The organism is Enterococcus sp. GPZ-007, assembly GCF_059374735.1.
Genome location: NZ_JCAFYN010000028.1, coordinates 1 through 23,618, shown reverse-complemented (window position 1 = coordinate 23,618; position 23,618 = coordinate 1). Strand labels below are relative to the sequence as shown.

Annotated in this window: 27 protein-coding genes and 1 pseudogene; 21 read left to right on the top strand and 7 right to left on the bottom strand. The window is 41.0% G+C overall.

Annotated features, from left to right (window positions below; translation table 11 throughout):
* Positions 1-100: 100 nt before the first annotated feature.
* Complete coding sequence (locus tag AC4J95_RS14060; RefSeq protein ID WP_494550421.1) at positions 101-1,345, bottom strand: HlyC/CorC family transporter; 1,245 nt, start codon at positions 1,343-1,345, stop codon at positions 101-103.
* A gap of 490 nt (positions 1,346-1,835) precedes the next feature.
* Here AC4J95_RS14060 and AC4J95_RS14055 point away from each other — a divergent pair, with 490 nt between their 5' ends.
* The 18 genes and pseudogenes from AC4J95_RS14055 to AC4J95_RS13970 all read left to right on the top strand — a co-directional run bounded on the left by AC4J95_RS14055 (position 1,836) and on the right by AC4J95_RS13970 (position 16,081).
* Complete coding sequence (locus AC4J95_RS14055) at positions 1,836-2,585, top strand: SDR family NAD(P)-dependent oxidoreductase (protein ID WP_494550420.1); 750 nt, start codon at positions 1,836-1,838, stop codon at positions 2,583-2,585.
* Positions 2,586-2,598: 13 nt separating this feature from the next.
* On the top strand, positions 2,599-3,396 hold the full coding sequence (locus tag AC4J95_RS14050) for an SDR family NAD(P)-dependent oxidoreductase (protein WP_494550419.1): 798 nt from the start codon (positions 2,599-2,601) through the stop codon (positions 3,394-3,396).
* Positions 3,397-3,417: 21 nt separating this feature from the next.
* Entirely contained in the window at positions 3,418-4,572 is a 1,155-nt protein-coding gene (locus AC4J95_RS14045; protein WP_494550418.1) for an oxidoreductase, read from the top strand.
* A 166-nt stretch (positions 4,573-4,738) separates the two neighbouring features.
* Positions 4,739-5,704 carry a sugar-binding transcriptional regulator gene (locus AC4J95_RS14040; protein ID WP_494550417.1) on the top strand — a complete coding sequence of 322 codons (966 nt, stop codon included), beginning with the start codon at positions 4,739-4,741 and terminating at the stop codon, positions 5,702-5,704.
* A gap of 60 nt (positions 5,705-5,764) precedes the next feature.
* Positions 5,765-6,406 carry a deoxyribose-phosphate aldolase gene (deoC, locus tag AC4J95_RS14035; RefSeq protein WP_494550416.1) on the top strand — a complete coding sequence of 214 codons (642 nt, stop codon included), beginning with the start codon at positions 5,765-5,767 and terminating at the stop codon, positions 6,404-6,406.
* Between the two features lie 20 nt (positions 6,407-6,426).
* The gene (locus tag AC4J95_RS14030) at positions 6,427-7,485 is read left to right on the top strand and encodes a galactitol-1-phosphate 5-dehydrogenase (RefSeq protein ID WP_494550415.1); all 1,059 of its coding nucleotides are present in this window, start codon (positions 6,427-6,429) and stop codon (positions 7,483-7,485) included.
* 15 nt (positions 7,486-7,500) lie between these two features.
* Positions 7,501-8,541 (top strand): alcohol dehydrogenase catalytic domain-containing protein, encoded by a 1,041-nt coding sequence (locus AC4J95_RS14025; protein ID WP_494550414.1) that lies wholly within the window; start codon positions 7,501-7,503, stop codon positions 8,539-8,541.
* A 150-nt stretch (positions 8,542-8,691) separates the two neighbouring features.
* Positions 8,692-9,099: a Lin0368 family putative glycerol transporter subunit gene (locus AC4J95_RS14020; protein ID WP_494550413.1), complete on the top strand. Its 408-nt coding sequence runs from the start codon at positions 8,692-8,694 to the stop codon at positions 9,097-9,099.
* Positions 9,100-9,101: 2 nt separating this feature from the next.
* Positions 9,102-9,443: a Lin0368 family putative glycerol transporter subunit gene (locus AC4J95_RS14015; RefSeq protein ID WP_494550412.1), complete on the top strand. Its 342-nt coding sequence runs from the start codon at positions 9,102-9,104 to the stop codon at positions 9,441-9,443.
* Between the two features lie 15 nt (positions 9,444-9,458).
* Positions 9,459-9,860, top strand: a complete 402-nt coding sequence (locus AC4J95_RS14010; protein ID WP_494550411.1) for a VOC family protein — start codon at positions 9,459-9,461, stop codon at positions 9,858-9,860.
* Between the two features lie 20 nt (positions 9,861-9,880).
* Positions 9,881-11,401, top strand: a complete 1,521-nt coding sequence (locus AC4J95_RS14005) for a xylulokinase (RefSeq protein WP_494550410.1) — start codon at positions 9,881-9,883, stop codon at positions 11,399-11,401.
* A gap of 323 nt (positions 11,402-11,724) precedes the next feature.
* A complete protein-coding gene (locus AC4J95_RS14000; protein WP_316403918.1) occupies positions 11,725-12,447 on the top strand; it encodes a hypothetical protein in 723 nt (240 codons plus the stop codon).
* A 123-nt stretch (positions 12,448-12,570) separates the two neighbouring features.
* Positions 12,571-13,110 carry a hypothetical protein gene (locus tag AC4J95_RS13995; RefSeq protein ID WP_494550409.1) on the top strand — a complete coding sequence of 180 codons (540 nt, stop codon included), beginning with the start codon at positions 12,571-12,573 and terminating at the stop codon, positions 13,108-13,110.
* A gap of 135 nt (positions 13,111-13,245) precedes the next feature.
* A complete protein-coding gene (locus AC4J95_RS13990) occupies positions 13,246-13,695 on the top strand; it encodes a LytTR family DNA-binding domain-containing protein (protein WP_494550408.1) in 450 nt (149 codons plus the stop codon).
* Between the two features lie 14 nt (positions 13,696-13,709).
* Complete coding sequence (locus AC4J95_RS13985; protein WP_316403914.1) at positions 13,710-14,087, top strand: DUF3021 domain-containing protein; 378 nt, start codon at positions 13,710-13,712, stop codon at positions 14,085-14,087.
* Positions 14,088-14,383: 296 nt separating this feature from the next.
* Positions 14,384-14,592, top strand: a pseudogene (locus AC4J95_RS13980) (helix-turn-helix transcriptional regulator).
* A 267-nt stretch (positions 14,593-14,859) separates the two neighbouring features.
* On the top strand, positions 14,860-15,081 hold the full coding sequence (locus tag AC4J95_RS13975; protein ID WP_316403905.1) for a hypothetical protein: 222 nt from the start codon (positions 14,860-14,862) through the stop codon (positions 15,079-15,081).
* Positions 15,082-15,472: 391 nt separating this feature from the next.
* Entirely contained in the window at positions 15,473-16,081 is a 609-nt protein-coding gene (locus tag AC4J95_RS13970; RefSeq protein ID WP_494550407.1) for a DUF3267 domain-containing protein, read from the top strand.
* 40 nt (positions 16,082-16,121) lie between these two features.
* Here AC4J95_RS13970 and AC4J95_RS13965 read toward each other — a convergent pair whose 3' ends face one another.
* Positions 16,122-16,532, bottom strand: coding sequence for a GNAT family N-acetyltransferase (locus tag AC4J95_RS13965; protein WP_316403902.1), 411 nt, complete (start codon positions 16,530-16,532; stop codon positions 16,122-16,124).
* Between the two features lie 280 nt (positions 16,533-16,812).
* Here AC4J95_RS13965 and AC4J95_RS13960 point away from each other — a divergent pair, with 280 nt between their 5' ends.
* Together AC4J95_RS13960 and AC4J95_RS13955 are read left to right on the top strand one after the other, a co-directional pair.
* On the top strand, positions 16,813-17,196 hold the full coding sequence (locus tag AC4J95_RS13960) for a hypothetical protein (protein ID WP_494550406.1): 384 nt from the start codon (positions 16,813-16,815) through the stop codon (positions 17,194-17,196).
* A gap of 40 nt (positions 17,197-17,236) precedes the next feature.
* Entirely contained in the window at positions 17,237-17,848 is a 612-nt protein-coding gene (locus AC4J95_RS13955; protein WP_494550405.1) for a DUF2922 family protein, read from the top strand.
* A 45-nt stretch (positions 17,849-17,893) separates the two neighbouring features.
* On the opposite strand, the gene AC4J95_RS13950 is transcribed toward AC4J95_RS13955, so the two are convergent.
* The 5 genes from AC4J95_RS13950 to AC4J95_RS13930 all read right to left on the bottom strand — a co-directional run bounded on the left by AC4J95_RS13950 (position 17,894) and on the right by AC4J95_RS13930 (position 21,317).
* Positions 17,894-18,460, bottom strand: coding sequence for a YdeI/OmpD-associated family protein (locus tag AC4J95_RS13950; protein ID WP_494550404.1), 567 nt, complete (start codon positions 18,458-18,460; stop codon positions 17,894-17,896).
* Between the two features lie 32 nt (positions 18,461-18,492).
* The gene (locus AC4J95_RS13945; protein WP_494550403.1) at positions 18,493-19,272 is read right to left on the bottom strand and encodes a M23 family metallopeptidase; all 780 of its coding nucleotides are present in this window, start codon (positions 19,270-19,272) and stop codon (positions 18,493-18,495) included.
* Between the two features lie 14 nt (positions 19,273-19,286).
* Entirely contained in the window at positions 19,287-19,916 is a 630-nt protein-coding gene (locus AC4J95_RS13940) for a TetR/AcrR family transcriptional regulator (protein WP_494550402.1), read from the bottom strand.
* A gap of 111 nt (positions 19,917-20,027) precedes the next feature.
* On the bottom strand, positions 20,028-20,450 hold the full coding sequence (locus AC4J95_RS13935; RefSeq protein ID WP_494550401.1) for a VOC family protein: 423 nt from the start codon (positions 20,448-20,450) through the stop codon (positions 20,028-20,030).
* Between the two features lie 42 nt (positions 20,451-20,492).
* Positions 20,493-21,317, bottom strand: coding sequence for an AraC family transcriptional regulator (locus AC4J95_RS13930; protein WP_494550400.1), 825 nt, complete (start codon positions 21,315-21,317; stop codon positions 20,493-20,495).
* A gap of 191 nt (positions 21,318-21,508) precedes the next feature.
* Between AC4J95_RS13930 and AC4J95_RS13925 the strand changes: the two genes are divergently transcribed.
* Positions 21,509-23,618: nSTAND3 domain-containing NTPase (locus AC4J95_RS13925; RefSeq protein ID WP_494550399.1), on the top strand; the 2,110-nt coding region annotated here is incomplete at its 3' end.

The window sequence follows — 23,618 nt, the reverse complement described above, 5'->3', positions numbered from 1 at the left end:
ATAACGCTTGAAGACAAAACGAGTCTCGTCACGAAATAAAATGACGAGACAATGTCTTATTCATCCTACCAATACTCCTGCGCAACCTAACATCATCCATCTACCCACCCTCAGCAACCGGCTCAATAACCACTTCCTCTATCCTACGATTCCGCATCTTCGAAATAGTAATCTCCAACCCATCTAACTGAATCGTTTCGCCTTCCATAGGGATTCGTTCGATTGAAGCCAATATATATCCTGCGACGGAGATTGAGTTCGTGGTATTGGTAATATTGAAAAGCTCTTCTAAGCAATCGAAGTCTGAACGTCCATTTACTAGGAAGCTGCCATCTGCCAGTTTGTAATAGTCCAGCTTCTTACTATCATATTCATCCCAGATTTCCCCAACCAATTCTTCAATGATATCTTCTAGCGTAACGAGACCAGCGGTCCCACCGTATTCATCGATGATGATTGCGATATGGATTTGATCGGCTTGAAATTTTTTCATTAGCTCGGAAATTTTCATACTTTTTGGGATAAAGCTGATTGGCTTAACGATGTCTTCTATTGATTTTTCACCTTTTAATACATGGTAATAAAAATCTTTTTGATTCACCACGCCGGTCACATCATCAATGCTGTCTTGGCAATAGGGCAGGCGAGATAAGCCGGAGGATTCAAAAACTTCCGCTATTTCTTCTGTACTCTTTTTACTGTTAATGGAAATGATATCCGTACGTGGGATAAAAATTTTCTGTACTTCCAAATCGTTAAATGCGACCACACTTTTGATCAGCAGTTCGTCCTCTTCATCAATCGAACCCTCTTGTGCTGCTTCCTCTACAAGAATCATCAATTCATCCTCGGTGATCGATGGGGTTGTTTCTCTATTTGGTAATAGTTTCATTAGCCCGATTTTTAGGACAGCGAAAAAGAGCGTCAGTGGGTAAAAAATGGTTATCAAAACCTTTAACGGACGGGCAACCGCAAGCGCGAACGTCTCAGGAGCTTCTTTTGCCAATGTTTTGGGAAAGATCTCACCAAAGGTTAAAACCAGAATCGTCATCACAACCGTCGAAAGTGTCACACCAATGTTGCCAAAATAGCGGACAAATATCACGGTTGCAATCGAAGAACTAGCAATATTCACGATGTTGTTTCCAATTAGGATTGCTGACAAGAGCCGATCGAAATTATGAAACAATTCCAAAACGCTCCTTGCTTTATCATTCCCTTCCTCTGCCAATTTAGTGATGCGGATTCGATTCAATGAAGAATAGGCCGTTTCACTCGAAGAAAAGAACGCTGACAGAGCCAGCAAAATTACCAATACAACCATCATGACACTTAAATTATCCAAAAAGCTTCCTCCTTATATTTTTCAACCAATGCAAAAAAGCACCCTGTATGCAAACAGCGCACGTTGAAATCATTATTATTAATCACACGAACATCTTTTTTTAAAACACAACGAGTCCTCGTCGTCCAAAATACTCATTTCCCCAATCTTTGAATAAAACTTCTTTGATTAACCGTATCTTAATCGAAATTGAATGTCAAGACTGGATTTAATCTATAAGAAAGCTGGCTATTAGATTAAAAAGCTTTCATTCGACAGTGAACGATAACAGAGCCAGTAAAAGCTAGTTCACAAATAAAACATTTTGTGCATTTTTCATGAACCCGTTTTCTACACCCTTGATTAGTGCTATCATTAAACTAGCATCATAACTATTTCCCCATTTTATTTGAACCATCAAGACACATGTCTGTAAGCAAAATCCACAAACAGTCTCTCAATTGAACAAATTCAGCTGTCCTATTTTTAAACGAATTTAGGAGGTAGAACGATGTTCCAAGATTACAAAGTTGTGATTACTGGTGCAACTTCTGGTATTGGTCTGGCTACGGCTCGGCTGTTTATCAAGGAGGGCGCGACGGTGATTGGGATCGGTCGGAATTTTAGCAAGACGAAGGATTTAGGTGATCGTTTTATTCCTCGGACCTGTGATGTGCGGGATGCTGAGGAGATCGTGAAGACGTGTGAGTTTATCAAAGAAACTTTCGGTAATGAATTGGATGTGTTTGTGAACAATGCGGGGTTTGGTGAGAACACCACGATTCGTGATGTGACGGTCGATCAGTTTGACCGCTGCTTCAGTCTCTTGTTACGGGCACCGATGCTGTTTGCCAAAGAATTGTATCCTCTTTTACTAAATGCTCCGAAAAACAACGCAAGTATTATTAACACCGCTTCTGCCGCCAGCCGAACTGTCAGCTCTGAAAATCCCTTTTATAACTTAGCGAAAAACGCCGTGGTGCTGTATACCAAGCAGCAAGCCCAGGGCTTTATTGGCGTGCGCTGCAACAGTGTGTCACCAGGCTTTATCCAGACACCGATTTTCCAGCGTGATGGTGTTAATATGGAAGAAAATGATGTGTTGGCGATGTACGATCAGATGGCGAAGGTCACTTGCGGGCGAACAGGAAAACCGGAAGAAGTGGCGGACTTGATCGCGTTTCTAGCCTCGACGGATGCACAGTACATCAATGGCGCCGATGTGTTAATCGACGGCGGCTTGATGACGGTCAGTAACTAAGGGGGAAAATAAAATGTTAAAAGATTATATCGTAATGATTACTGGCGCGACCTCCGGCATCGGCTTGGCGACAACCAAGGAGTTTCTGGATCAGGGGGCAACAGTGATCGGGATCGGACGAAATTTTAGTCGAACGAAGGAGTTGGGCGAAAACTTCTTGCCGGTTAAATGTGATGTGACCGATGAAGAGCAGATCAAAGCAGCAGTGGCTTTTGCGAAGGAAAAATTTGGCAAGCTGGACAGCTTGATTTGTAATGCGGGTTCAGCGATCGTGGGTACGGTTGAAGAGGTTGATTCGGGCGAGTTTGAACGAGCATTCCAGCTGTATGTGCTGCATGCGGCGCTGTTTACTAAATACTGCGTGCCGCTTTTGCGCAAGTCGGAAAATCCAAGTATCACTCATACCGCTTCAGTGGCATCCTTCATGATTGGGGACTCAGTTCCTTACAATGTTTTGAAAGCAGCGTTGCTGAACTATACGCGACAAAGTGCAGCGGCACTATTAAATAATAATCCAGCAGATATGTTCGGTCGACCAAAAGCGGTGACGGAAATTGATGAGGGCGACAATACCTTCATTCGGGTAAATGCGGTTTGCCCGGGATTAATCCGCACAAATTTGATGCCGGATCAAGCGTGGGAAATGCTGGGAACAGAAGCGGCGTTGAAAGCAATCCCTAGTCGGCGGATCGGGGAAGATTGGGAACCGGCAAAACTGTTTGCTTTCTTGGCATCGGCTAAAGCTAGCTTCATCACCGGTGCGACGATCACAATTGATGGTGGCTGGTATACGACACATGCAAGAGTTTAGTTTATTGAAGGAGGAATCGAAATGAAGGAAAAGTATGCACCATTATTTGAACCGATCGCTTTAAAGCATGGCGGGCGTTTAGAGAATCGTTTCGCCATGTGTCCGATGGTGGTTTTTGCCGCTGATCCGGCAACAGGGCGACCAACGGAAGAAGATATCAAGTATTTTGAGCGACGCAGCAAGTTTGCTGATTTGTTGATTACTGGGGCGATCACCGTTCAGGAAAATATCCAAGGCCATCCGAAGCAATTGTCGATTTTTAATGACGATGCGATCGACGCTTACAGTAAGATGGCGGCAGCGATGAAGAGCAATGGCAGTAAAGCGATCGGTCAGATCCAGCATCCTGGACGTGAAGGAGCGTATGGCTGCTATGTGACCGGCAAGGCCTATGCACCAAGCGCTATCGAGTTTCCATTTTTACAATATAAAGTAACAGAACTGACCGAAGACGAAGTTTGGCAAGTGGTGAAGGATTTCGGATTAGCTGCTAAACGCTTATTGAAGGCTGGTTTTGATGGGGTAGAGATTCATGGCGCGAATCATTATTTGATTCAGCAGTTCTTCTCCAGTTATTCGAACCAACGAGAGGATTATTGGGGCGGCTCCTTTGAGAAACGAATGAATTTTGCGATCGAAGTGACCAAGGAAGTCATAAAAGTTGCACGGGAAGAAAATCCTGAAGCGATCGTGGGCTACCGAATCTCACCCGAAGAAATTCATGGTGAGATGGTTGGTTATGATTTAGACGATTCGCTAAAATTGATTGATAAGCTATTAGAACAAGACCTTGATTTCCTTGATCTGTCTTCAGCAGCTGGCGGTAATTTTGGTAAGGATGCCTACAAAGCGATGCCGCAAAGAGGTGAGTTTACTGATCCAGTCAGCTTAGTGATCAAGAAATTTGTCGCAGGCAGAGTGTCAGTTGTTATCTCAGGAACAATTCGTTCAGCAGATGAAGCGCTGGATGCGTTGAACTATGGCGATGTAGCTTCAATGGGAGTGGCAGCATTGTCTGATCCCGATTTCAAAGAAAAGATATTGGCAGACAAGGAAGATACCATTCACATGAATGTCAAAGGGCATACGGATGATCTTGAGTTGCCATCTGGATTGGTTGAAGTTTACACCGCCGGAATTGGATTGCCGCAGGTTGAAGGGTTGATAGAAAAATAAAGGATCACTGCTCGAAACGCTGTAAAAAGGTGTTTCGAGTTTTTTTGTGTTTTTTCTTCAAACTTTTCCAAAAAAATGATTGACATCTGAAAAACAAGCTCTATAATGTGTGTGTAAAAAGTTGCAATACATGAGAAAAGTTTCAAAAACAGAAGGGACGCTTTCTATGAAGAAGATCAATCTTAAACAGCTTGTACGAGTGACTAAGAATTATTATTTGTTAAACATGAAGATGGAGGAGATTGCGGAGATGGAGAATATCTCCAAAGCTTCGGTTTCCCGCATCATCAACAAGGCTAAATCCTTAGGCTATGTCAAAGTCAGCCTGGATTTACCGCCGATCGGTGTCAGTGATCTGGAGGAAAAGCTCTTCCAAAAATTTAATTTGAAACATGTCAGTGTCGTGGAGGCGATCTCGGATAATCGCAAGGTAATATACTCACAGCTGTCCGACGCGTTGTCGTTACATTTGAATCAGATCGTTGAGGATAATGACACGATCGGTGTTTCTTGGGGAAATGCCATGAAGTCGGTCGCAAAAAACTTATCGCATATCGAAAAGAAGGAAAATATCAAAATCGTTCAGCTGAACGGCGGCGTTTCCCGCAATAATGTTTCATCTATGAGTGATGATGTCATCAAAGGATTTGCTGAGCATTTTCATGCAACTGGATTTGGATTAAGCACGCCATCGATCGTTGACTCTTCGGAAATTGCGGCAGCTTTTTTAAAGGATTCGACGATCAAAGAGACGATCCAATTTGCGGAAAAGGCGCGCATCGCGATCTTCAGTGTCGGCAGTATCAGCGATGATTCTGTTTTGGTCAAAGCGGGTTACTTCAGAAAAGCCGATTATCACCAGCTGCGGAGTGAGGGGTATGTTGGCGATATTTGTTCGCGCTACTTCAAAGAGGATGGTACGCATGAGAATGCGGAACTATATAATCGCGTCGTTGGGGTGAATTTGGAGAAAATCAAAGAAAAGGATCATTCAATCGCAATCGTTGTCGGAAAGGAAAAAGCCCAGTCGCTACTAGGAGCATTGAACGGCGGCTATGTCAATTCGATCTTTATCGATGAGGCAGCAGCTATCGAGTTGCTTTCATTGATCAAGAAGCAAAAAAATGATTAGTCAGGTTCTTTCGAGAACTTCTAATAAATAGATAATTAAAGAAACAAGGAGTGTTTGTAAATGGAACAAGTGAACAAAATGATCGATCACACAATTTTAAAGGCGGATGCCACGGAACAAGCAGTGGAAAAGGTCTGCCAAGAAGCCTTAGCAAATGATTTTGCTTCGGTATGTATCAATCCTTTTTGGGTGAAAAAAACAGCCGATCTATTAGCTGGCAGCGACGTAAAAGTTTGTACGGTGATCGGTTTTCCTTTAGGTGCAAATACGAAGGAAGTCAAAGCCTTTGAAGCGAAACAAGCGATTCAAGAAGGTGCGCAAGAAGTCGATATGGTCATTAACATTGGTGCTTTGAAGAGCGGGTTAACCGAGGTTGTCCTAGCAGATATCAAAGCAGTCGTTGAAGCAGCGGGTTCGACTTTAGTCAAAGTGATTATTGAAACAGCTTTGTTAACCGATGAAGAAAAAGTCTTGGTCTGTAAACTAGCGGTAGAAGCGGGAGCGGAGTATGTCAAAACGTCGACGGGCTTTTCGACAGGTGGCGCGACGGTTGACGACGTAGCTTTAATGAAACAAACAGTGGGCGATAAAGCTTTAGTCAAAGCCAGCGGCGGTGTTCGCACGAAGGAAGATGCGGAAGCGATGATCAAAGCAGGTGCTTCTCGTCTGGGAACGTCTAACGGGATTCAAATTGTATCGTAAGAAATAGGGAGGACAAAAAAATGAAGGCTGTAAAAATGTACGGGGTCAAAGATTTACGGGTCGAAAATGATGTGGAGAAACCAGTGCCGCAAAGTGATGAGGTACTATTGAAAATCAAAGCGGTGGGGATTTGCGGATCAGATATTCCGCGGGCTAATAAAAAAGGTCCGCATGTCTTACCAATTATTCTGGGACATGAGTTTGCTGGTGAAGTAGTTGAATTAGGTTCGGATGTGAAAGATTTAGCGCTGGGAAATCGAGTGGCAGTTGCTCCGCTTTTACCAGACTACAACGATCCTTGGAGCAAGAAAGGTGAATTCTCATTATCAGAGGGCTACAAGTATTACGGCTCACGGAATAATGGCGCCTTTGCGGAATACTTAGCAGTGAAGGAAAAGAATTGTTTGAAATTTTCGGATGACATGCCTTACGAATGGGGGGCAACGGTTGATCCGGCGGCTAATGCCGTCCATGCTTTTCTCAGAGCAGATGCCAAAGCCAGTGATACGATCGCAGTATTTGGCTTAGGCGCGATCGGGATGTTCGCCGTGCAATACGCCAAAGCGATCGGGATGAAAACGATCATTGCTGTTGATATTGATGACAAGAAATTGGCAGTAGCGAGAGAATCAGGGGCAACAGCTACGATTAATAGTAAGCAAACCGATGCGATTGAAACAATTTTAAAATTGACCAACAACGAGGGCGTGAATGTTGCACTGGAAATGTCAGGCACCGAGATTTGCCAAGCGCAAGCGGTAGCCAGTGCTTCTAAAATGGGTCGCGTGGTTTATCTAGGGATTAGTAACCACAGTTTGACCTTCCCGGCACCGACTGTTGATCGAATCCTACGTTATCAAATCAGCGTGATCGGCAGCTGGAATTCATTCTCTGCACCTTTCCCAGGAAAAGAATGGACCGAATCGGTTCGTTTGATGGAAGAGAAGAAGATGAATCCAGATTTATTGATCACTCAACGCTTAACCTTGGATGATGTGCCGAAGGTTTTCCAAGATATCGATCAAGATCCATTTTATTTCATCAAGGTCATGTTTTATCCGAATGGACCTGAAGCCTAGAAAGGAAGAGCTGTGATGTTAGCTTATGTAATGAATGAAGAGCGGCAATTAGTGCTGCGTGATGTCGAAAAACCCAAAGAAACGGATGATAACCTGATCGTCAAAATCCATAAAACTTCGATTTGCGGCACCGATGTCCGCACCTATTTGAAGGGCAGCGAAAAGATCGCGCCGCCGAGAGTACTAGGCCATGAATTTTCTGGAACAATTGATCATCTGGGTAAAAATGTGGAGACTGATTTTCAGCAAGGCGATCGGGTATTAATGGCACCGGCAATAGGCTGTGGTGAGTGCTGGTCCTGTCAAACAGGTCATTCTAATATGTGTGACAATCTGCAGACGATCGGCTTTCAGTATGATGGTTCCTTTACTGAGTATATCGAGATTCCACTACAGGCGTTGAAGATGGGAAATCTGATCAAGACACCTGATACGGTAACAGATGAAGAAGCGTCACTTGTTGAGCCAATCGGTTGTGCCTTGAATGCTCAGAAGTATGTCAATGTGCAGAAAGATGATTATGTAGTCGTTTATGGGGCTGGTTTTATTGGCTGCATGCACATCGAGTTGGCGAAGATTCGCGGAGCATCGAAGCTGATCATCGTCGAACTAGCCGAAGTTCGTGCGCGGCAAGCCTGCGAATTTGTACCGGAGCTGATCTGGATTGATCCTTCAAAGGAAAATACCGAAGAACGAATCAACGAAATCACTGGCGGACGCGGTGCGAATGTCGTGATTGTCGCGAACTCAGTTCCCAGCTGTCAAGTAGAAGCGCAAAAAATCGCAGCGAAGATGGGGCGCATCTCATTATTTGGCGGATTAGTCGGCGAGAGCACTGGATTCATCGATTCCAATGCGATCCATTATAAGGAGCTGCAAATCAGTGGTGTCCATGCGACGACACCAGCACTGATGCGGGAAATTTTAGCAATGGTGGAAGCAAAAGAATTAAATTTGAAGAAATACATCAGCACTGAAGTATCTTTGACTGAGATCGAAAAAGGCTTCTCAGCCATCATAAGGGATAATGCGATGAAGGTTGTTATTACACCATAGAAGCAGGAGGAAAGAAAGACGTTTCTTTCCTTGAATTAAAAATGTAAGCGGCAACATACGGTGGGATGAAGGTTTGAACGAGTAAAAGTGCAGGTTGACCGTACTTTGGCTTTTACTCGTTGGAATAGATAAAAAACAGGAGGTATGGAAATGAAATTTTTAAGAGCTTTTATTGGGTACATGATCGCGGGTTCCTTGGTCATGGCAGTCTGGGGCGAGCTTGGCTCAGTGGGGATTTTCGGCGGTTATCTAGCAGCACTTATTATTATCGGTCCGATGTGGTTCATGAATCATTATGTGAACCTGGTAGGCAATCCTGACGACGCGGCATTTGTTGATATGGGGTTGGCGATCGGAGTAGCCGGAATTTTCCGCGATGTTTTCTTAAACGACGTCAGTGCTTTGACGGGTGCTTTACCGACAATCGGGATGGTCGCGTTAGGGGCGATCTGCGGCGGTTTGGTCGCGGCAGCAATTGAAAAGAATATGGCAAAAGACGCGGAAAAGGAATCTGAGACAGTGGCGGATAAGAAGATTCAAGTAGGATTGGAGGAGTAAAAATGACGATAGCAGCAGCAGTAGCAACTTTCGCAGGAGGATTTCTATTCCCGTTCATGGTTCGCATGATCTGGGGAAAAATGGTCGAATCATGGGGCCCAATCGGCGGCTGGATGGCAGCAGCCTTTATCGTAGGGACGGTTTGGACGATCAATCATGGTATCAGCAGTCCGATGATTTTTCAAAGCGGCGTTTCATGGGTCGATATGGGGTTGGCAGCAGGGATCGGTGTGTATGTCGCATCCGCAGCAATGGGCGGCAGCTTAAGAAAATCAGTAACGAATGTTTCAGGTGCAGTCCTTGGCGGCATCGCGGCAGGCTTTTTACTATCACTATTCTTATAGAAAGAGGGATAAATAATGACAAAAATTTTAGGGTTAGCACATGTAGGGATCTTCGTAAATGATGTTGAAAAATCAAAGGAGTTTTACAGTACCTTCTTGGGAACTGAGGTTGTTTGGGATTGCCAATTCGGCGGAGCGGACAATACTGATTTTACCGTATCAATCGTACAAAGTGGCACTGCTGTATTGGAACTGGTTCAGCGCAAGGAAAGTGATGTCCGCACGGATGGTGTGATTGATCACATCGCTTTTCAAGTAGACGACTTAGAAGGCGTTATGGCTGATTTAGCGGGAAAAGGGATTGAATTTGAGACTGACGAGTTGGTTCATGAGCCTGCGATGCTGAAAAACGGTAGTAAATGGATCTTCTTCCGCGGTCCAGATGGGGAACATATCGAGTTAGCGCAAGCGCTATAAAGAGAGAACGGGGTGGAAATGTGGGTAAACAACTATTAATGTCAGTTGATCTTGGGACGAGTTTTATTAAAGCGGGAGTATATAACACGGAGAGTCAATGTATCGCTGAAGAACTTGAGCCGGTGAAGGATTATCGGCCGAGTCCGGGAAGCTTCATTCAAAAGGGCGATGAGTTATTTCAATCAGTCGTAAACTGTATCAAGAAAGTCGTCGTCACGATCGGTGATGACGCAGACCTGATCGCCGCCATTGGATTCACAGGGCAGATGGCTGGTTTTATCGGGGTCGACAAGGATTGGAACGACATCACGACTTGGTCCTGTTCTCTGGATACACGCTATATGCCGTATGCGGAACGGCAAATGACCTTTTTGAAAAATGATTTTCTTGAGCTGGCAGGGACGAATTCTCCCCAGATGGCTTCGAAATTCGAGTGGTTTGCGAAGGATTTTCCAGAGGAGAGTAAGAAAATTGCGAAATATATGATGATCAGTTCGTACATTATCGGCAAGCTGAGTGATATTCCGATTGAAGAGGCAACAATTGATCGTTCCTATCTGGCATGGACCGGATTATCGGATATCAACCAAAATGCTTGGTCAGACAAGATCTGTGCTGCCATTGACTTGGATCAGAAGTATTTGCCGAAGATTGTCAACGCCAGTGAAGTCTGTGGTCATCTGTCAGAAAAAACAGCGACGAAAACAGGGTTGAAAGCGGGAATTCCTCTGGTTTCTGGTTCAGGCGACAAGGTAGCCGGTGCATTAGGTGCGGCGATCGTGACACCCGGCGATATGATTTTTGAAGCGGGCTCTTATGGGGAAATCAGCTGTTGTGTGGAGGAGTATCGTCCTGATATGGCGGAAGGCCGTTTGGATGTTTTAGGATCAGCGATTCCTAATCATTTCTTATCAACGCATTTCATTGCTGGGTCTGGGATCACCATCGATTGGTTCGTCAATACCTTCGTGCGCAAAGATGGCGAGAAAATCTCTGAAGCCTTCAAACGAGTGGAAGCCGAAGTAGAGAAGGTCGAACCGGGTTCAAATAATCTAGGTGCGATCGGTTTGCTGGGCGGCAGCGCGATGCCGTTAAATGGTTTGCTTAAGGGCATGTTCTACAATTTTGACTGGTGCCATGGAATCGGACATTTCTATCGGGCACTTTTGGAAAGCTTTAGTTTTGATTTTGCGTTGTCAATGCGGAATATTGATAAGTTATATCCAGAGTATAATACCGAGGTTGTTAATGTGATCGGAGGCGGTGCCAAGTCAGAAGTTTGGATGCAGATGATGGCAGATGTCTCGGGCAAGACCTTCTACAATCTTGATCGCGGCGATGCAGCGATGTGGGGAACAGCGATCATTGCGGGTCATGGTGTGGGAATCTTTGATAACATGCAGGAGACCGCGAAGAAGTTCGTTACAAAAACAAAGAAGTTTGTACCAAATATGGAGCTGCATGACGTTTATCAACCCCTTGTTGATCGCTATGCGGAAGCCTTGAAAGTCTCCGAACCGGTCTATAACAATATGAAATAGCAACGAGCACCATTGCTTACGATTCGTAAGCAATGGTGCTTTTTATGTGAATTATTCATTTTCACTAAAAATTATAAATAAAATTTTTTATCCAAAAACTTTATGAGGACTTTATTAAATAATCAATAAATGATATAATAAAAAACGTTATTAAACGCTAAAATATCTATTTTGTTATAAAAAAGTCATTTTATTAATTAAATATGTAGAAATTAATTTCTAGAGTGTTTAATGAGTAAAATAAGGAGGCGAGAGTTCTTATTTTTAGGGGTTTGGGAGAAAAAATATAAGGAGAAGCATTCAACCTGAATGTGTGGTGAAAAATGATTTCAGAAAAACAAAAACTAGCGATTGTTTCTTTAGCCGTTTTATTGGTCGGTGAAGTCATTGCGGTGGTCAGTATCGGTCTGATCTATTTCAATAGGCAATTTTTCGGCGAACACATCAATATGATTAAAACATTTGTTAATGCCTCAACGGCTTTCTTTGGCTGCTTCTTTTCATTTTTAGCAGCGTTGCTGATGTTTCAGTATTTGAGATATCGCGAGAAGCAGAAGGAAATCAACAAAACAGCGCGTTTGTTTGCTAAGCTGAAAAAGGAATATCAAAACAATTATTCCGTGTTGGTAGAGTTGGGTGGAGAAATTAGAAACGGTTCAACAGAACTGGCGAAGCTATTAAGAGAAAGCCAAAAGGTGAGAGACTTATTCGTACTAGCTGTGTATCGTCTAGATTTCATTATGTATGATACATATTATCATGATACGGATTGGCACTTAATTCGTGAAGGCGATCACCATAGCGAGAGCTACTTGGAGCTATTCGAGCAAAGTCATCAGATCGAATATCTTTGTCAGGCGATCGTTGAGAATAAGATCAATTCAGAAGAAAGTTTGAAGCAGCTTTTAGTACTGATCACCCAAAAGATCGGTATGCTGCAGGAGCATCAATTAGCGGTTGATTTAAAAGAAAGACCCATGGAAACGGATAGCGAATGTGATTATGCAACTGAACCTGCTGGCGTTGAAATGGTCCAAGGAAAGTAATAGTAATCCGAGCGGAATCTTCGCTCGGATATTTTTTTTGATGGTAGTAGCAGCTATTGACGCTGCGGAAAATCGTGTTTACTATGAAGATAGTAGATACAATTGGAAAAGGGGAGACTTTAGATGGACAGTCGGACTTTTAAAGAGTTTGCTAAAAATCGAATATTAATGACTACCATTAGAATCAACGATCAGCTGTATCCTGTGATGCCTACCAAGTTCCCGCCGATCTGTTGTGTGACTTTTGACGATGAAGGTCTTGCGATCCACGAACTGAATCTGCTGACAAATAAAGAAAAAGATCCTGTCTTAGAGTTTCTGCCATATTCAGCGATTGAAATGATCGAGCTAAATCCGGTCAAAAAAATAACCGCGATCATGAGTATTACCGTAAAAAGATTCCACTTAGATTTGAGGGTAAAACTGTTCTTTCAAAGTGATTTTCTTCTTCATTTTGAATGTGAAGATTTGACGGTGCTTGAAGCATTGTCTAAGGTGCTGACCACTCATGGTGTCGAAGTTAAAGATTCATTTGGCATGATCCAGGTTTTTGAACGCGCCAATTCTAATAGAGAAGCCTGTGATTATTTGGATAAAAACTTGGATCGAATGGCTGAAGAGCGAAAGGTAGATATATTTAGAATGCGCCAAACAGAAGAATAATTTCTAAAGAATCCTTGAAAACAGGATTCTTTTTTCGTCTTTTACCGGATAGGACACGCACCCTACCGGAAAGGAAAAACGACTATTTTCATCATGCAAAATGGCTTACTATAAGAATACAGATGGGGGTGGCACATGTTTAAAGGGTTGAAGATTCAAATGGAGATCGAGAAAAAGTGGACAGAGCCAGAGGTGCACATTCGTGCGGCGGAGGAAAAACTCGGCAAGCAAATTGCTGATCGCTTAGAGGATTATCAAGAAAATCAATTAGTGATTAAGGTGAAGGATGAGTTCATCTTTTTAAACAAAGCGGAGATTGTTTACTTGGAGGTATTCAATAAAATCGTCACGCTTTATACAGCTAAGGAAAATTACTCCTTTCGCAAATCTTTGGTCGCACTAAAGGAAGAACTGCCTAGCGAGCAATTCCTGCAGGTTTCAAAATCAGCATTGGTCAATACAAAGGAAATTCAAAAACTGGAACTCGCCTTTTCAGGCAGTATGTACGCTTATTTAAAAAATCAGCAGAAAATCACAGTTTCCCGTCGTTTTGTTGATCAGCTGAAACGTCATTTAGGAATTTAAAAGGGGGAGTTATCATGAAAAAAATAGTTAAAATCTTAGGTCAATCGATCGGGATCGGCAGTACGATCTGTATGCTGTTTGCCTTCATCTTTGCAGATAGTGAGGTTAGAAAAATTGTGGTAAGCTTTGTTTTACTGTCGGTGGTGATTGGCTTGCTGAGTCTGATTTATAACGTGAAGAGTCTGCCGATTTTAGCGCAAACATTGATCCATATGGGAGGCAGCTTTATCGCTTTTATGATCGCTGCATGGTTAAATCAATGGTTTCCCTTTAAATGGCAGGTAGTGCTATCCGCTTCGTTATCATTTTTCTTCATTTTCTTTGCTATTTGGATTTTTTATTATTTGAAATACAAACGTGAGATTGAACAAATTAATCAGAAACTGCGTTAGAATGAGGTTTTGAATCAGCCAGCGATTGATTTCGCCGTTTTTTTTCGAATATTTATTTGTCAGTCCTACTACTTACTACTATTCTGATCCAGCTGGTCATGGATAGGGGCTTTAAATTTGGGCTTTACGCAGTGGCTTTTGCTTATGGGACAACAGACTTCTTAGTCAGATACTTTTACTTAAGACGACGCAGGGAATTACTTTTTGGTGTGATCTATTTAGTAGTCAGACTCATCTTCATCATCTTACATATTGCCCAGTTACGCTCGGGCACAAAAGCGGTCTAGGTGAGTCGTATGTCTGAAGAAAAATTAGTCTTAAAAAAACACTTAAACGAAGCCCGAAAAGAAAAAAATTATCTCAAGCAGCGCTCGCTAAGCTAGTCGGCGTTTCACGAACAACGATCAGTTCGATTGAGACCGGACAATTCAGTCCCACCGCCAAATTAGCATTGATCCTGTGCATCGCTTTGGATGTGAAGTTTGAAGAGTTGTTTTATTTTTAGCTTCAGTAATGAAGAAACCTCTATTGGTCAATGGCAGCAGCTGTTGGCCTTATTTCTCTAAATAATAGTAATTATTACTGTTTCTATTTACCAATAATTTACGGAAATATCAAAAAAACGAAAACGTGAAACGATGAACAAGCGTTTATAATAATAGTAAGGGGAGATTGGTTTATATATAGTGTAAGCGTTCTCTGTAAGGTTATTTTTGTTGTTGCACTGAATTATTGACAAGTAGTCGGGCATTCATACGGGAGGAAAATAAGCATGGATTCAAGCAGAAACGAAAAAGCTCATCGGGTATGCAGCATAGTAAGCGGGATTCTTCAGATAGCTTTCTGGTTTTTAATCGCCTTTAGTGCGATCTATCCGGCTTACGAGATTTTTACTCATTTGACGACAGTTTGTTTGTTGATTGCTTTCTTAGCGTTGATCAGTCCCTATTGCATGGACTATCTAAAAAGGAAACAGTTTAAGCGAGACAGCTAGAATTATTGATCGATTGATTAGTGATTTTAGCTGTTTTGTTAGTATGAGATAGCTCAAGGCTGCAATGCTGTCCAAAAAAGAGCAGAGAATCAGGGCGAATTAGACGAAAAAGTTTACGTGAGTTTATCAAAGTACATCCAGAGCACTCGGTATTATTTCATGGTGACTTGCCGTAAAGATTATTTATTTATAACAAATATGACACATCTAAAAAGAGGGGATTCAATCTTTCTCCTAGAAGTGATTCAAAAAAATCCGACTTCTTTCACAAAAACAGTAAATGGTATCCAACCTTTGACGTGGCAGTGTGAAAACGTATATTATGACCATAGGAAGGGTTAAAAAAGGTGTTAAAAATTATGTGGGGACATAGGAAAAAGGGGGTTATGGTATGGAAAGAAAGCGGAGAAGCAAGAAGAACAAAAAGTATGAGCTGTTTGATGCGCTTTGTCAAGAAATGGAGGAAAGGGATTATCACAAGCAGGATAAAACCTTTTCTGCTAAGGAAGCTGGAACACAGGGAATGCTGTTGCCAATACCGTTTATCGTGTTGGTCGTGATTGGTTATTTTTGGCGTTGGGGAGCGGCCGCATCGCCATTGTGGGAGATCAATTTTCTCCTGTTCATCATTTTGTTTATTGTCTCAATTCCAGTACATGAACTGATTCATGGATTGGCGTGGGCGAACTATGCTAAAAATAAAATGAAAAGTATTAGCTTTGGATTCAATGTTAGAGAATTAATGCCCTATTGCCATTGCAAAGAAGCCTTAGAGGCAAAAGCGTATAAAATCGGTGTCTTGGCACCGGTGATTGTACTAGGCGGCGGATATTTTCTCCTATCGCTGCTGTTTCCGAATACAGAGTTGATCTTGCTCTCGGCCTTCAACATTTTTATGGCGGCAGGCGATTTGATGATTTTCTGGGGCGCACGTTCGATTCATGAAGGGTTCGTGATCGATCATCCAGAATTACCAGGCTTTGTAGTGTTTACCAAATAAACGAGAAAACAGGATTCCTTCGCGAAGGAATCCTATTTTTTTATCGTTTCAGATACATGCCTATACTTTCCGGCGCGGTCTCAACGAATCCAAACTGTTTATATAATTTATCTGCTGGGAGATCAGCGATAAGATTCACGTAAGCCTGGGGATCAATCTCGTTGTGAACATAAGTCATCAATAAGTCCATGATCTCTTTTGCGAGTCCTTTTCCTTGTTCAGTTGGGTGAACGGCAATATCGACGATCTGATAAGCGGTGCCGCCATCGCCAATGATCCGCCCCATACCGACCAACTTCTGATCGCTGTTTCTTATAATAACTGAATAGATGCTATTAGATAGGCCAGTTTTGCTCGCTTCTTTACCTCGAGTGGATAAGCCGCAAATCTGACGCAGCGCTAGGTATTCATCGACTTCGGGAATATCGATTCTGGTAACGTAATTTTCCATCGCAAACAACCTTTCATTAACGTTCTATGTCCATTCTACGCTACTTGTCGGTGATAACGAAAATATAAGATACGCAAAATAGGAGGAAATTCACTTTTTCTTTTTTTAATAAAAAATAAAGAAGTAAGATAGTTTTTTACTGATCCGAATAACGAAGGGATTTGTGCATGAAAAGGTCTTGTAAAAGAGCCTTTTAAAAATTTTTGCCGATTGACAAGAGTAATTTAAGAGGATTATAGTCTAGGCGTGATCACAAACCAAAAATGAAAGGAGCACTATGATGTCCAAACCATTATTTACGACTCAGCAGATTTTTTCGTTAAAACCAAAGACCTTGCAAAAGCGCATCAACGACTATTATGAAGATACCCGTGATGTAAATTCGACGATCCAATATTTGGTAGCGCTTCAGGTACGGGATGAATTAGGTGATGAAGGCTTCTCATTTTTCATGAAGGACCTTGTTCAAAAATTATTGCTCCAAACCAAAACCTCCCGGATTCTACGCCGCTATTATTTCTACTTCAAAGATTACTTTTCTTCAAACGAATGGAAAGTCGTTTCCATCCGGCTTTTTTCAATCAAAAATTACTTAAGCGAAAAAATCGAAAAACTCCGCGATCAGTTCATCAAGGAACCATTAGCAAATTTGGCAGGTTCTTGACGTTGAATTCAAAAATAAATGAAGAAAGGGGAGAAAAAATATGATCAGTCTATCAGCGACATTTGAAAAAAGTAACGGGAGAAAACACACGTGGCGCATGAAAAATGCCGATCCAACCAAGCCAGACGCAGAAATCAAGACGTCACTAGAAAAGTTAGCGACCTTGGATGTTTTTGAACAAGATGGTGTTAATTTTATCGAAAAGGTCGTTACGGCTAAATTTATTGAAACAAACGAGCGATGGATTATTGAGAAAAAGCCGAAAGAGCGCAAGAAGAGACAGACGAAAGCACAAAAACAGGAAACAGCACCTGTTCAAGTGATAAGCGAGAAGAAGGCTGAACCCACAATTTTAGATCCGAAAAAGCTGATCCTTCAGCAAAGACAAGTCATACCTGGAATGCAGGAAATTTTATTTGAACTGCCTAAGGGAATGGAACCACAAGACATTTCTCAAAGAGAGGCATTAGATTTGGTCGCAGCGATGCTGCCAGAGGGTGGAATACTGGAAGATTTTAGTGCCATAGAAGGAACGCATCCAATTCGATTCAGGCTGTTAGTAAAACTAGAAGACGAAAAAATAGCATCTTCGCTACCAAAAGAGAAAACAAGAGACCGGTTGTTCGAACGATTAAAAAGAAGGCTTGAGTAAGTAAAAGGAAGTAAATCAATTGATTCACTTCCGAGGTTTGACTGGTCATTCATTTTTATAGTTACTTAAGCGTCCGCCATCGTCCCAGACACCGTACATTTTGTTTGCTTTAGTGCTGATCAATAATTTCTGCAGCCTTCGATCAAAGAGCTCAGCATCAGCGCCATAGCGTTGAATATTGTCGATCTTGATCCGTTGGTAGAGTTCAGGAAAGGCTGAAAAATTTTGCAGAATTTCAGGGTCTGCTTCAAGTGCCTGCAAGATTTGCGGATCAATCACAAAACTATCTGGGGATAGATCAGGCAAGGTCATTCTGCCTAAATCCGTCATTAAATTCAAATAAATCAAACGGCGGGCCCGTTCCTTGTTCAGCTCTGTCCACTGACTTTTCTTGGTACGAGGAGACAATCGCTGTGCGACTTCTGTTTCAGAAAGCTTTTTCTTCGTGCTGTCGATCCAGCCAAAACAAAGGGCTTCTTCAACGATGTCCAAATAGGTCAGGTTCGATTGATCGCGATCGATCACCACCCAGCAATCTTTTGTAGTGGCAGCATGTTCTGCCAACCATTCTCTCAGGTCTTGTCGATTCTGAGGTTTATATAAATTAGTCATTTTCAAGGACTTCACCTAGTTTCTGTCAGCATTTATTTCAGTGAGCGAATCCGATCGCCCGTAGCTGGAATTTGGTTTTTGACGATCTCCCAAGACGTACCATTGAATTTTTCATAGGCTGCAAAAACTAAGGGAAGACCATTTGCTGATTCGATTATAGCAGAATCCATTAGCTGGAAATGCAAATGCGGCTCAGTGGAATTACCAGAATGCCCAACATTTCCCAGATAGGTTCCTTGTGTGATCTTTTCGCCTTCAGCAACAGTGATCGAGTCCTTTTGCAGATGGCAAAAAGCAGCGTAGATACCTACGGCTTGTTTAATGATGACATAGTTACCCGCAATTGCTTCAAAGCCGTCTCGTTCTGGATTGAAGAAAAGGGAATGCCGGATCGCAGTCATCTGGTCATGAAGCCAAGAAGCCTTCTCACCATCAGAGGTATTGTTCTTCACGGTGACGACTTCACCAGCAAACGAGGCATAGACGGGTTGGCCAAAACAATAATACTTTTCCAATGGAATGCCGCCAAGAAGATAACTAGCCGAACCGCCAGTATGCGAGTCATCTTTTTGATCTTTTTGAATAAAATCAAAGGCATAGCTCAGTCCAAAGCGATCCGTTCCATGACTGGGAACACGATCAGCCGGGCTTGTTTCCGTGTACCATTCGCCACGCAGCGGAAAGTCAATAATAACAGTTTCTTTATGCATCACAGAACCTTCTTTCTGTTGCAGATTATTTTTGGCAGCAAGTGACGAAATGATTAACCAAAAAATTAGGACGCCGCCAGCGATAATCAGCATTCTTTTCATCAATCATCCCTCAATTATTTTCCATAAAAAACGGTTCGAAGATCTTCAAGATATTGTGTCAATTTATCAATGATCGCTTGGTAATCGATCTGACTATGATCGGCATGCTTTAGTTCCTCCAATATCTCATTTGTAAAGCCAATATTTCCCCAAAGAATCAATTGCTTACAACGAGCAACGTCAAGTCCATTCCGAAATTTTGTTTCATCAATATCTTTAAAGAAGTCCTCTGCACAATGGGAAGGCTGTTGTTTGGCCTTGTGTGCTACTTTTTGATTGATCGCTTCTGATTTTGTTTCGATCGGCAAATTGGTAAAATCAAAAATCCACGGATTCTGCTTCTTCAAATCAATCTGCAATGTATAGGATTGCAGTAGGCGTTTAAAAATATCTTTTTCCTGCCAATCCAGCCTATTCCAATAATCCTCAGCAATTGTCTTTTGGCAATAGTCCAGCAAGAGTAAAAACAATTCCTCTTTGCTTTTTACATAGTGAAACATTAATGCTTTGGATATTCCAGCTGCCTTAGCGATCCGGTTGGTCGAAGCCTCCTCATATCCTCGTTGGGAAAACTCCTTCAACGCCGCATTCAAAATATTTTGGATCTTGGGATCATTTGTATTGAGTTCTGTCAAAGTTATCACTCCTTTACCTGTTAGGTCAATCTGAGTGTAACAGGATTTATCTATCAGGTCAAACAACGTATTGTAAAAAGCCAATAGCTGTTTGGCTATTGGCTCATCCTTATTATTGAATTAGCTTTCCTTCATCGCTGAAATAATCCACGTCACGCCAAATTTATCCTTCACACATCCGCTGATACTGGCATCGTCGGGCGGCGGATTGCTAGCGATTGCCGTTACCACAATTCCTTCTTTTGCAAATTCCGCAAAGACTTTTCTAGCTGATGATTCTACCGGCAAGTGTGCCTGAATAGCAATGTTTCCATTTTTCTCGACCGGCTCCAGATAATCAGCGCCGGTTAATCCATCAAATTCTGTCACGGCTAGTCGCGCGTGCATGACTTTGTTTTTCAACCGCTTGTCTAACGGCATTTCAGGATTTTCGGGAATGTCATCATACTTAGCCATATGTTGAATTTTGCCATTGAAGAGCTGCGCATACCATAAAAAAGCTTCTTCACAATCACCATTAAAACTGATGTAGGGTGTAAACATAAAATCAACCACCTTTTTATTTCTATAGTAAAAAGTATACCTTCACAGTTTGTAAGGGTCATTGTAAAAAAGTGACATCTTTTCTAGATATTCCTTCGGAGTGATTCCATAGATTGCGCGAAAGTCGTGGACAAAATGAGCGTAATCATGATGTCCTGTTCGTTCAAAAAGCAAACCAATATTGGTTTCGGTATTCAACAGCTCAACGGCTTTTTTCATACGAATAATGCGCGAACAGGTTTTGACTTTTGCGCCAGCATATTTCCTGAATAGGCGATTCATTTGCTTCTCGCTGTAGTAGCTCTCAGTAGCCAAATCTTTGACGCGAATTGTTCCATTGCATGAGAGGATTTTTTCGAAAGCAATCTGAAAGGTAGGATTGACTTCGGCGTCATTGATTCTAGTCAAAAAAATCTTATCAAGTTTATTGGTCAGCTCAAGGATACTTTTGGCTGTGTAATATCCTTCAGCGATTTGTTTATGTAAGATCGGATCCAACTCTGAGAGGAGAAAGCCGTCATCGGCCAAGTAATGCTGATCGATCTTTAAAAATGGATAGAATCCGGCGGCATGAAATTCGATTAGAAACATAAAGTCAAATTGACGCGCATAGTTGGCGATCGCTGTTGGTTTAGTATTGACGCCCCGCAATCCAGCAGTGAAATGTCCGTTTTGAAAAGTACAAACGAGGGTTGAACTGATAGTTGGGAGGATCGTTTGCTGGTGAGGCATTGTGCTGGGATCGGTAAAAGTGTAGTTGGCAATATATGGGCATAATAAAGGATGTGGTCTAATAACAATCATATTCTCATTGATTTTTGGTAATGCACTCTGATAGATGTTTTTTTTGTTTAGCAAGGAAACCACCACCTCTCATATAAGTAGTCTAAACTATAAAAACGTGATCAATATATTAATTTTCAGATTTACGTTTTTTCGAATCAGACATGGACAATAATCATGGTAACTAAAGTTAGTTGTCATATTGTGAACCCCGTAGTAGGTAATGTAAACTATCGGTGAAGTATGAATAGAAGTATGAGCGATGGGGTGTAATAATGTCAAGATTAAATAGAATTCAAAATGAAATTAAACAATTAGAGGGCGGTAAGTTTCAGCAATTGTGTGATAAATACATTTATATAAAAATGAATTGGGAAAATATCGTTTCACTGGGGTCCATGGAGGGAACAGATAAAACAACAATCGGAAATCCTGATTCATACAATTTTTCTGACCAAGTGGAGCGATATACATTTGTTATGTCTGGAACAAGAAAAGATTCAACAGCAAAATTAGAATCAGATATTAAGGACGCAATTACTAAAACAAAAGTTGATAAAAAAAGTATTCAAGAAATAATTTGTTGTCATACGTCATCGAATCTATCTGTGAAGAAAGATAATGAACTTAGAGAATTAGCTAAGCCAGCAAAATTGACCCTCATAGGGATAGATACATTAGCGCAGGATTTACTAAAGTTTAGATATCAGGATGTAGTAAGAGAGTATTTAGGAATTGCTGAAACAACTGAACAGGTTTGGTCTATCAAGCAATTTATCGAGATTCATGATAAAAGTAAAACAAATGCCCCTTTAAATATTAAGTATATTGATGATAGGAACATTATTCATACGTCAATAGATAAACTAAACGATAGTCAAATACTTTTATTATCTGGTGCACCAGGTGCTGGAAAGACTAAACTGGCAATTGAAATATGTAAGTGTTTATCAGTTGATAGCAATGTTATTTGCGTAAAAAGTAATAGCCTGCCTGTCTATCAAGATATTAAGGATGCATTGGAAAATGATAGGCCAAATTATTTGTTTTTAGATGATGCAAACACGATTACCAATTTTTCCGCTATCATTAATCTTTTGAAACTAAAAGAGTATGAACAAAATTTGAAAGTCATTCTTACAGTTAGAGAATATGCAATTTTTGAAATAAGCTTTCTGTTACAATCATTTGAAACCAGAGTTGAAAAAGTCCCCTTAATGGATGATATCAAACTTGGAATGCTGATTAAAAGAGTACTTTCAGAGATTAACACAAACGCCATAAATAAAATTATGAAACTAGCGCACAATAATCCTAGAATAGCTGTTTTAGCAGCAATGATGGAAAATAGGAACAGTGATTTTTTTGAAAATAGTAAAGGAATATTAGATATCTATTACAATCAAATTCTTAAAGAAAATTCCATTTCCAAAAATGAAAAAGTGACTTTATTTATTCTTAGTTTTATGAACAAAGTTGATCTTGAAAATCATGAACTTTTGAATGAATTATTGTCTTTTTTTAGATTAGATGTTGCTGTTTTCATAGATGCAGTTACTCACCTGCATGAAAAAGAATTGTGTGATATATTCCAAAGCAGAATTGCTCAAGTTAGTGATCAAAGTTTATCTGATTTTGTATTGATTGACTTTATTTCAAACAGGCAAATTTTCAAAATTAGGAATTTTTTTAGTAAATTATATCCTACTTATGCAAATGAAATTACAGAAATGCTCGCACATATTGATGGGTATGATTCTTCAAAAGAGTGGTCGGAGTATTTAGCTAATGAACTAAAATATGTTAACTTTGCAATGATAAAGGAAGAAAATAGAGAAGAATTTTTAATTCGATTTGGAGCATTTGTACCTACGGAAGCATTCGCTTATGTTTTTAGAAAAATACAAGAGGAAGAAGTTATAAAATACAATGTATCTCAATCGGAATTTCAAACAAAAAAAGGAAATGATGAGATTATAGATCCAATAATCCAAATACTCAGTTTATTGTCTAGAAACGGGCGATTTAATGATGCTGGCAAGCTTTTAGTTGAGTATCTTATAAAGAGACAGGATAGAGTATTTGAAATTTTTGCTGCAATTAAAGTGAATTTTGATGTTGAATACGATTGGGATGATTATTTAGTAAAAAGAATTAGTATTTTTGAAACATTTTCAAATCAAAAAAATATTGAAGAGTTAACTGCTTTGTTAATCGTTAATGTTGCTGAGGAATTTTTGAAATTATCAGAAGAGAAATCTATTTCCAATGTTGCAATACCTTGTTCTCATTATCGGCTATTACGGGATGAAAAATATTTGAGTTTACAACATAAGAAAATTTTTGAAACACTATTTAAAATCCATTGTTTTGATTATAAAGAAG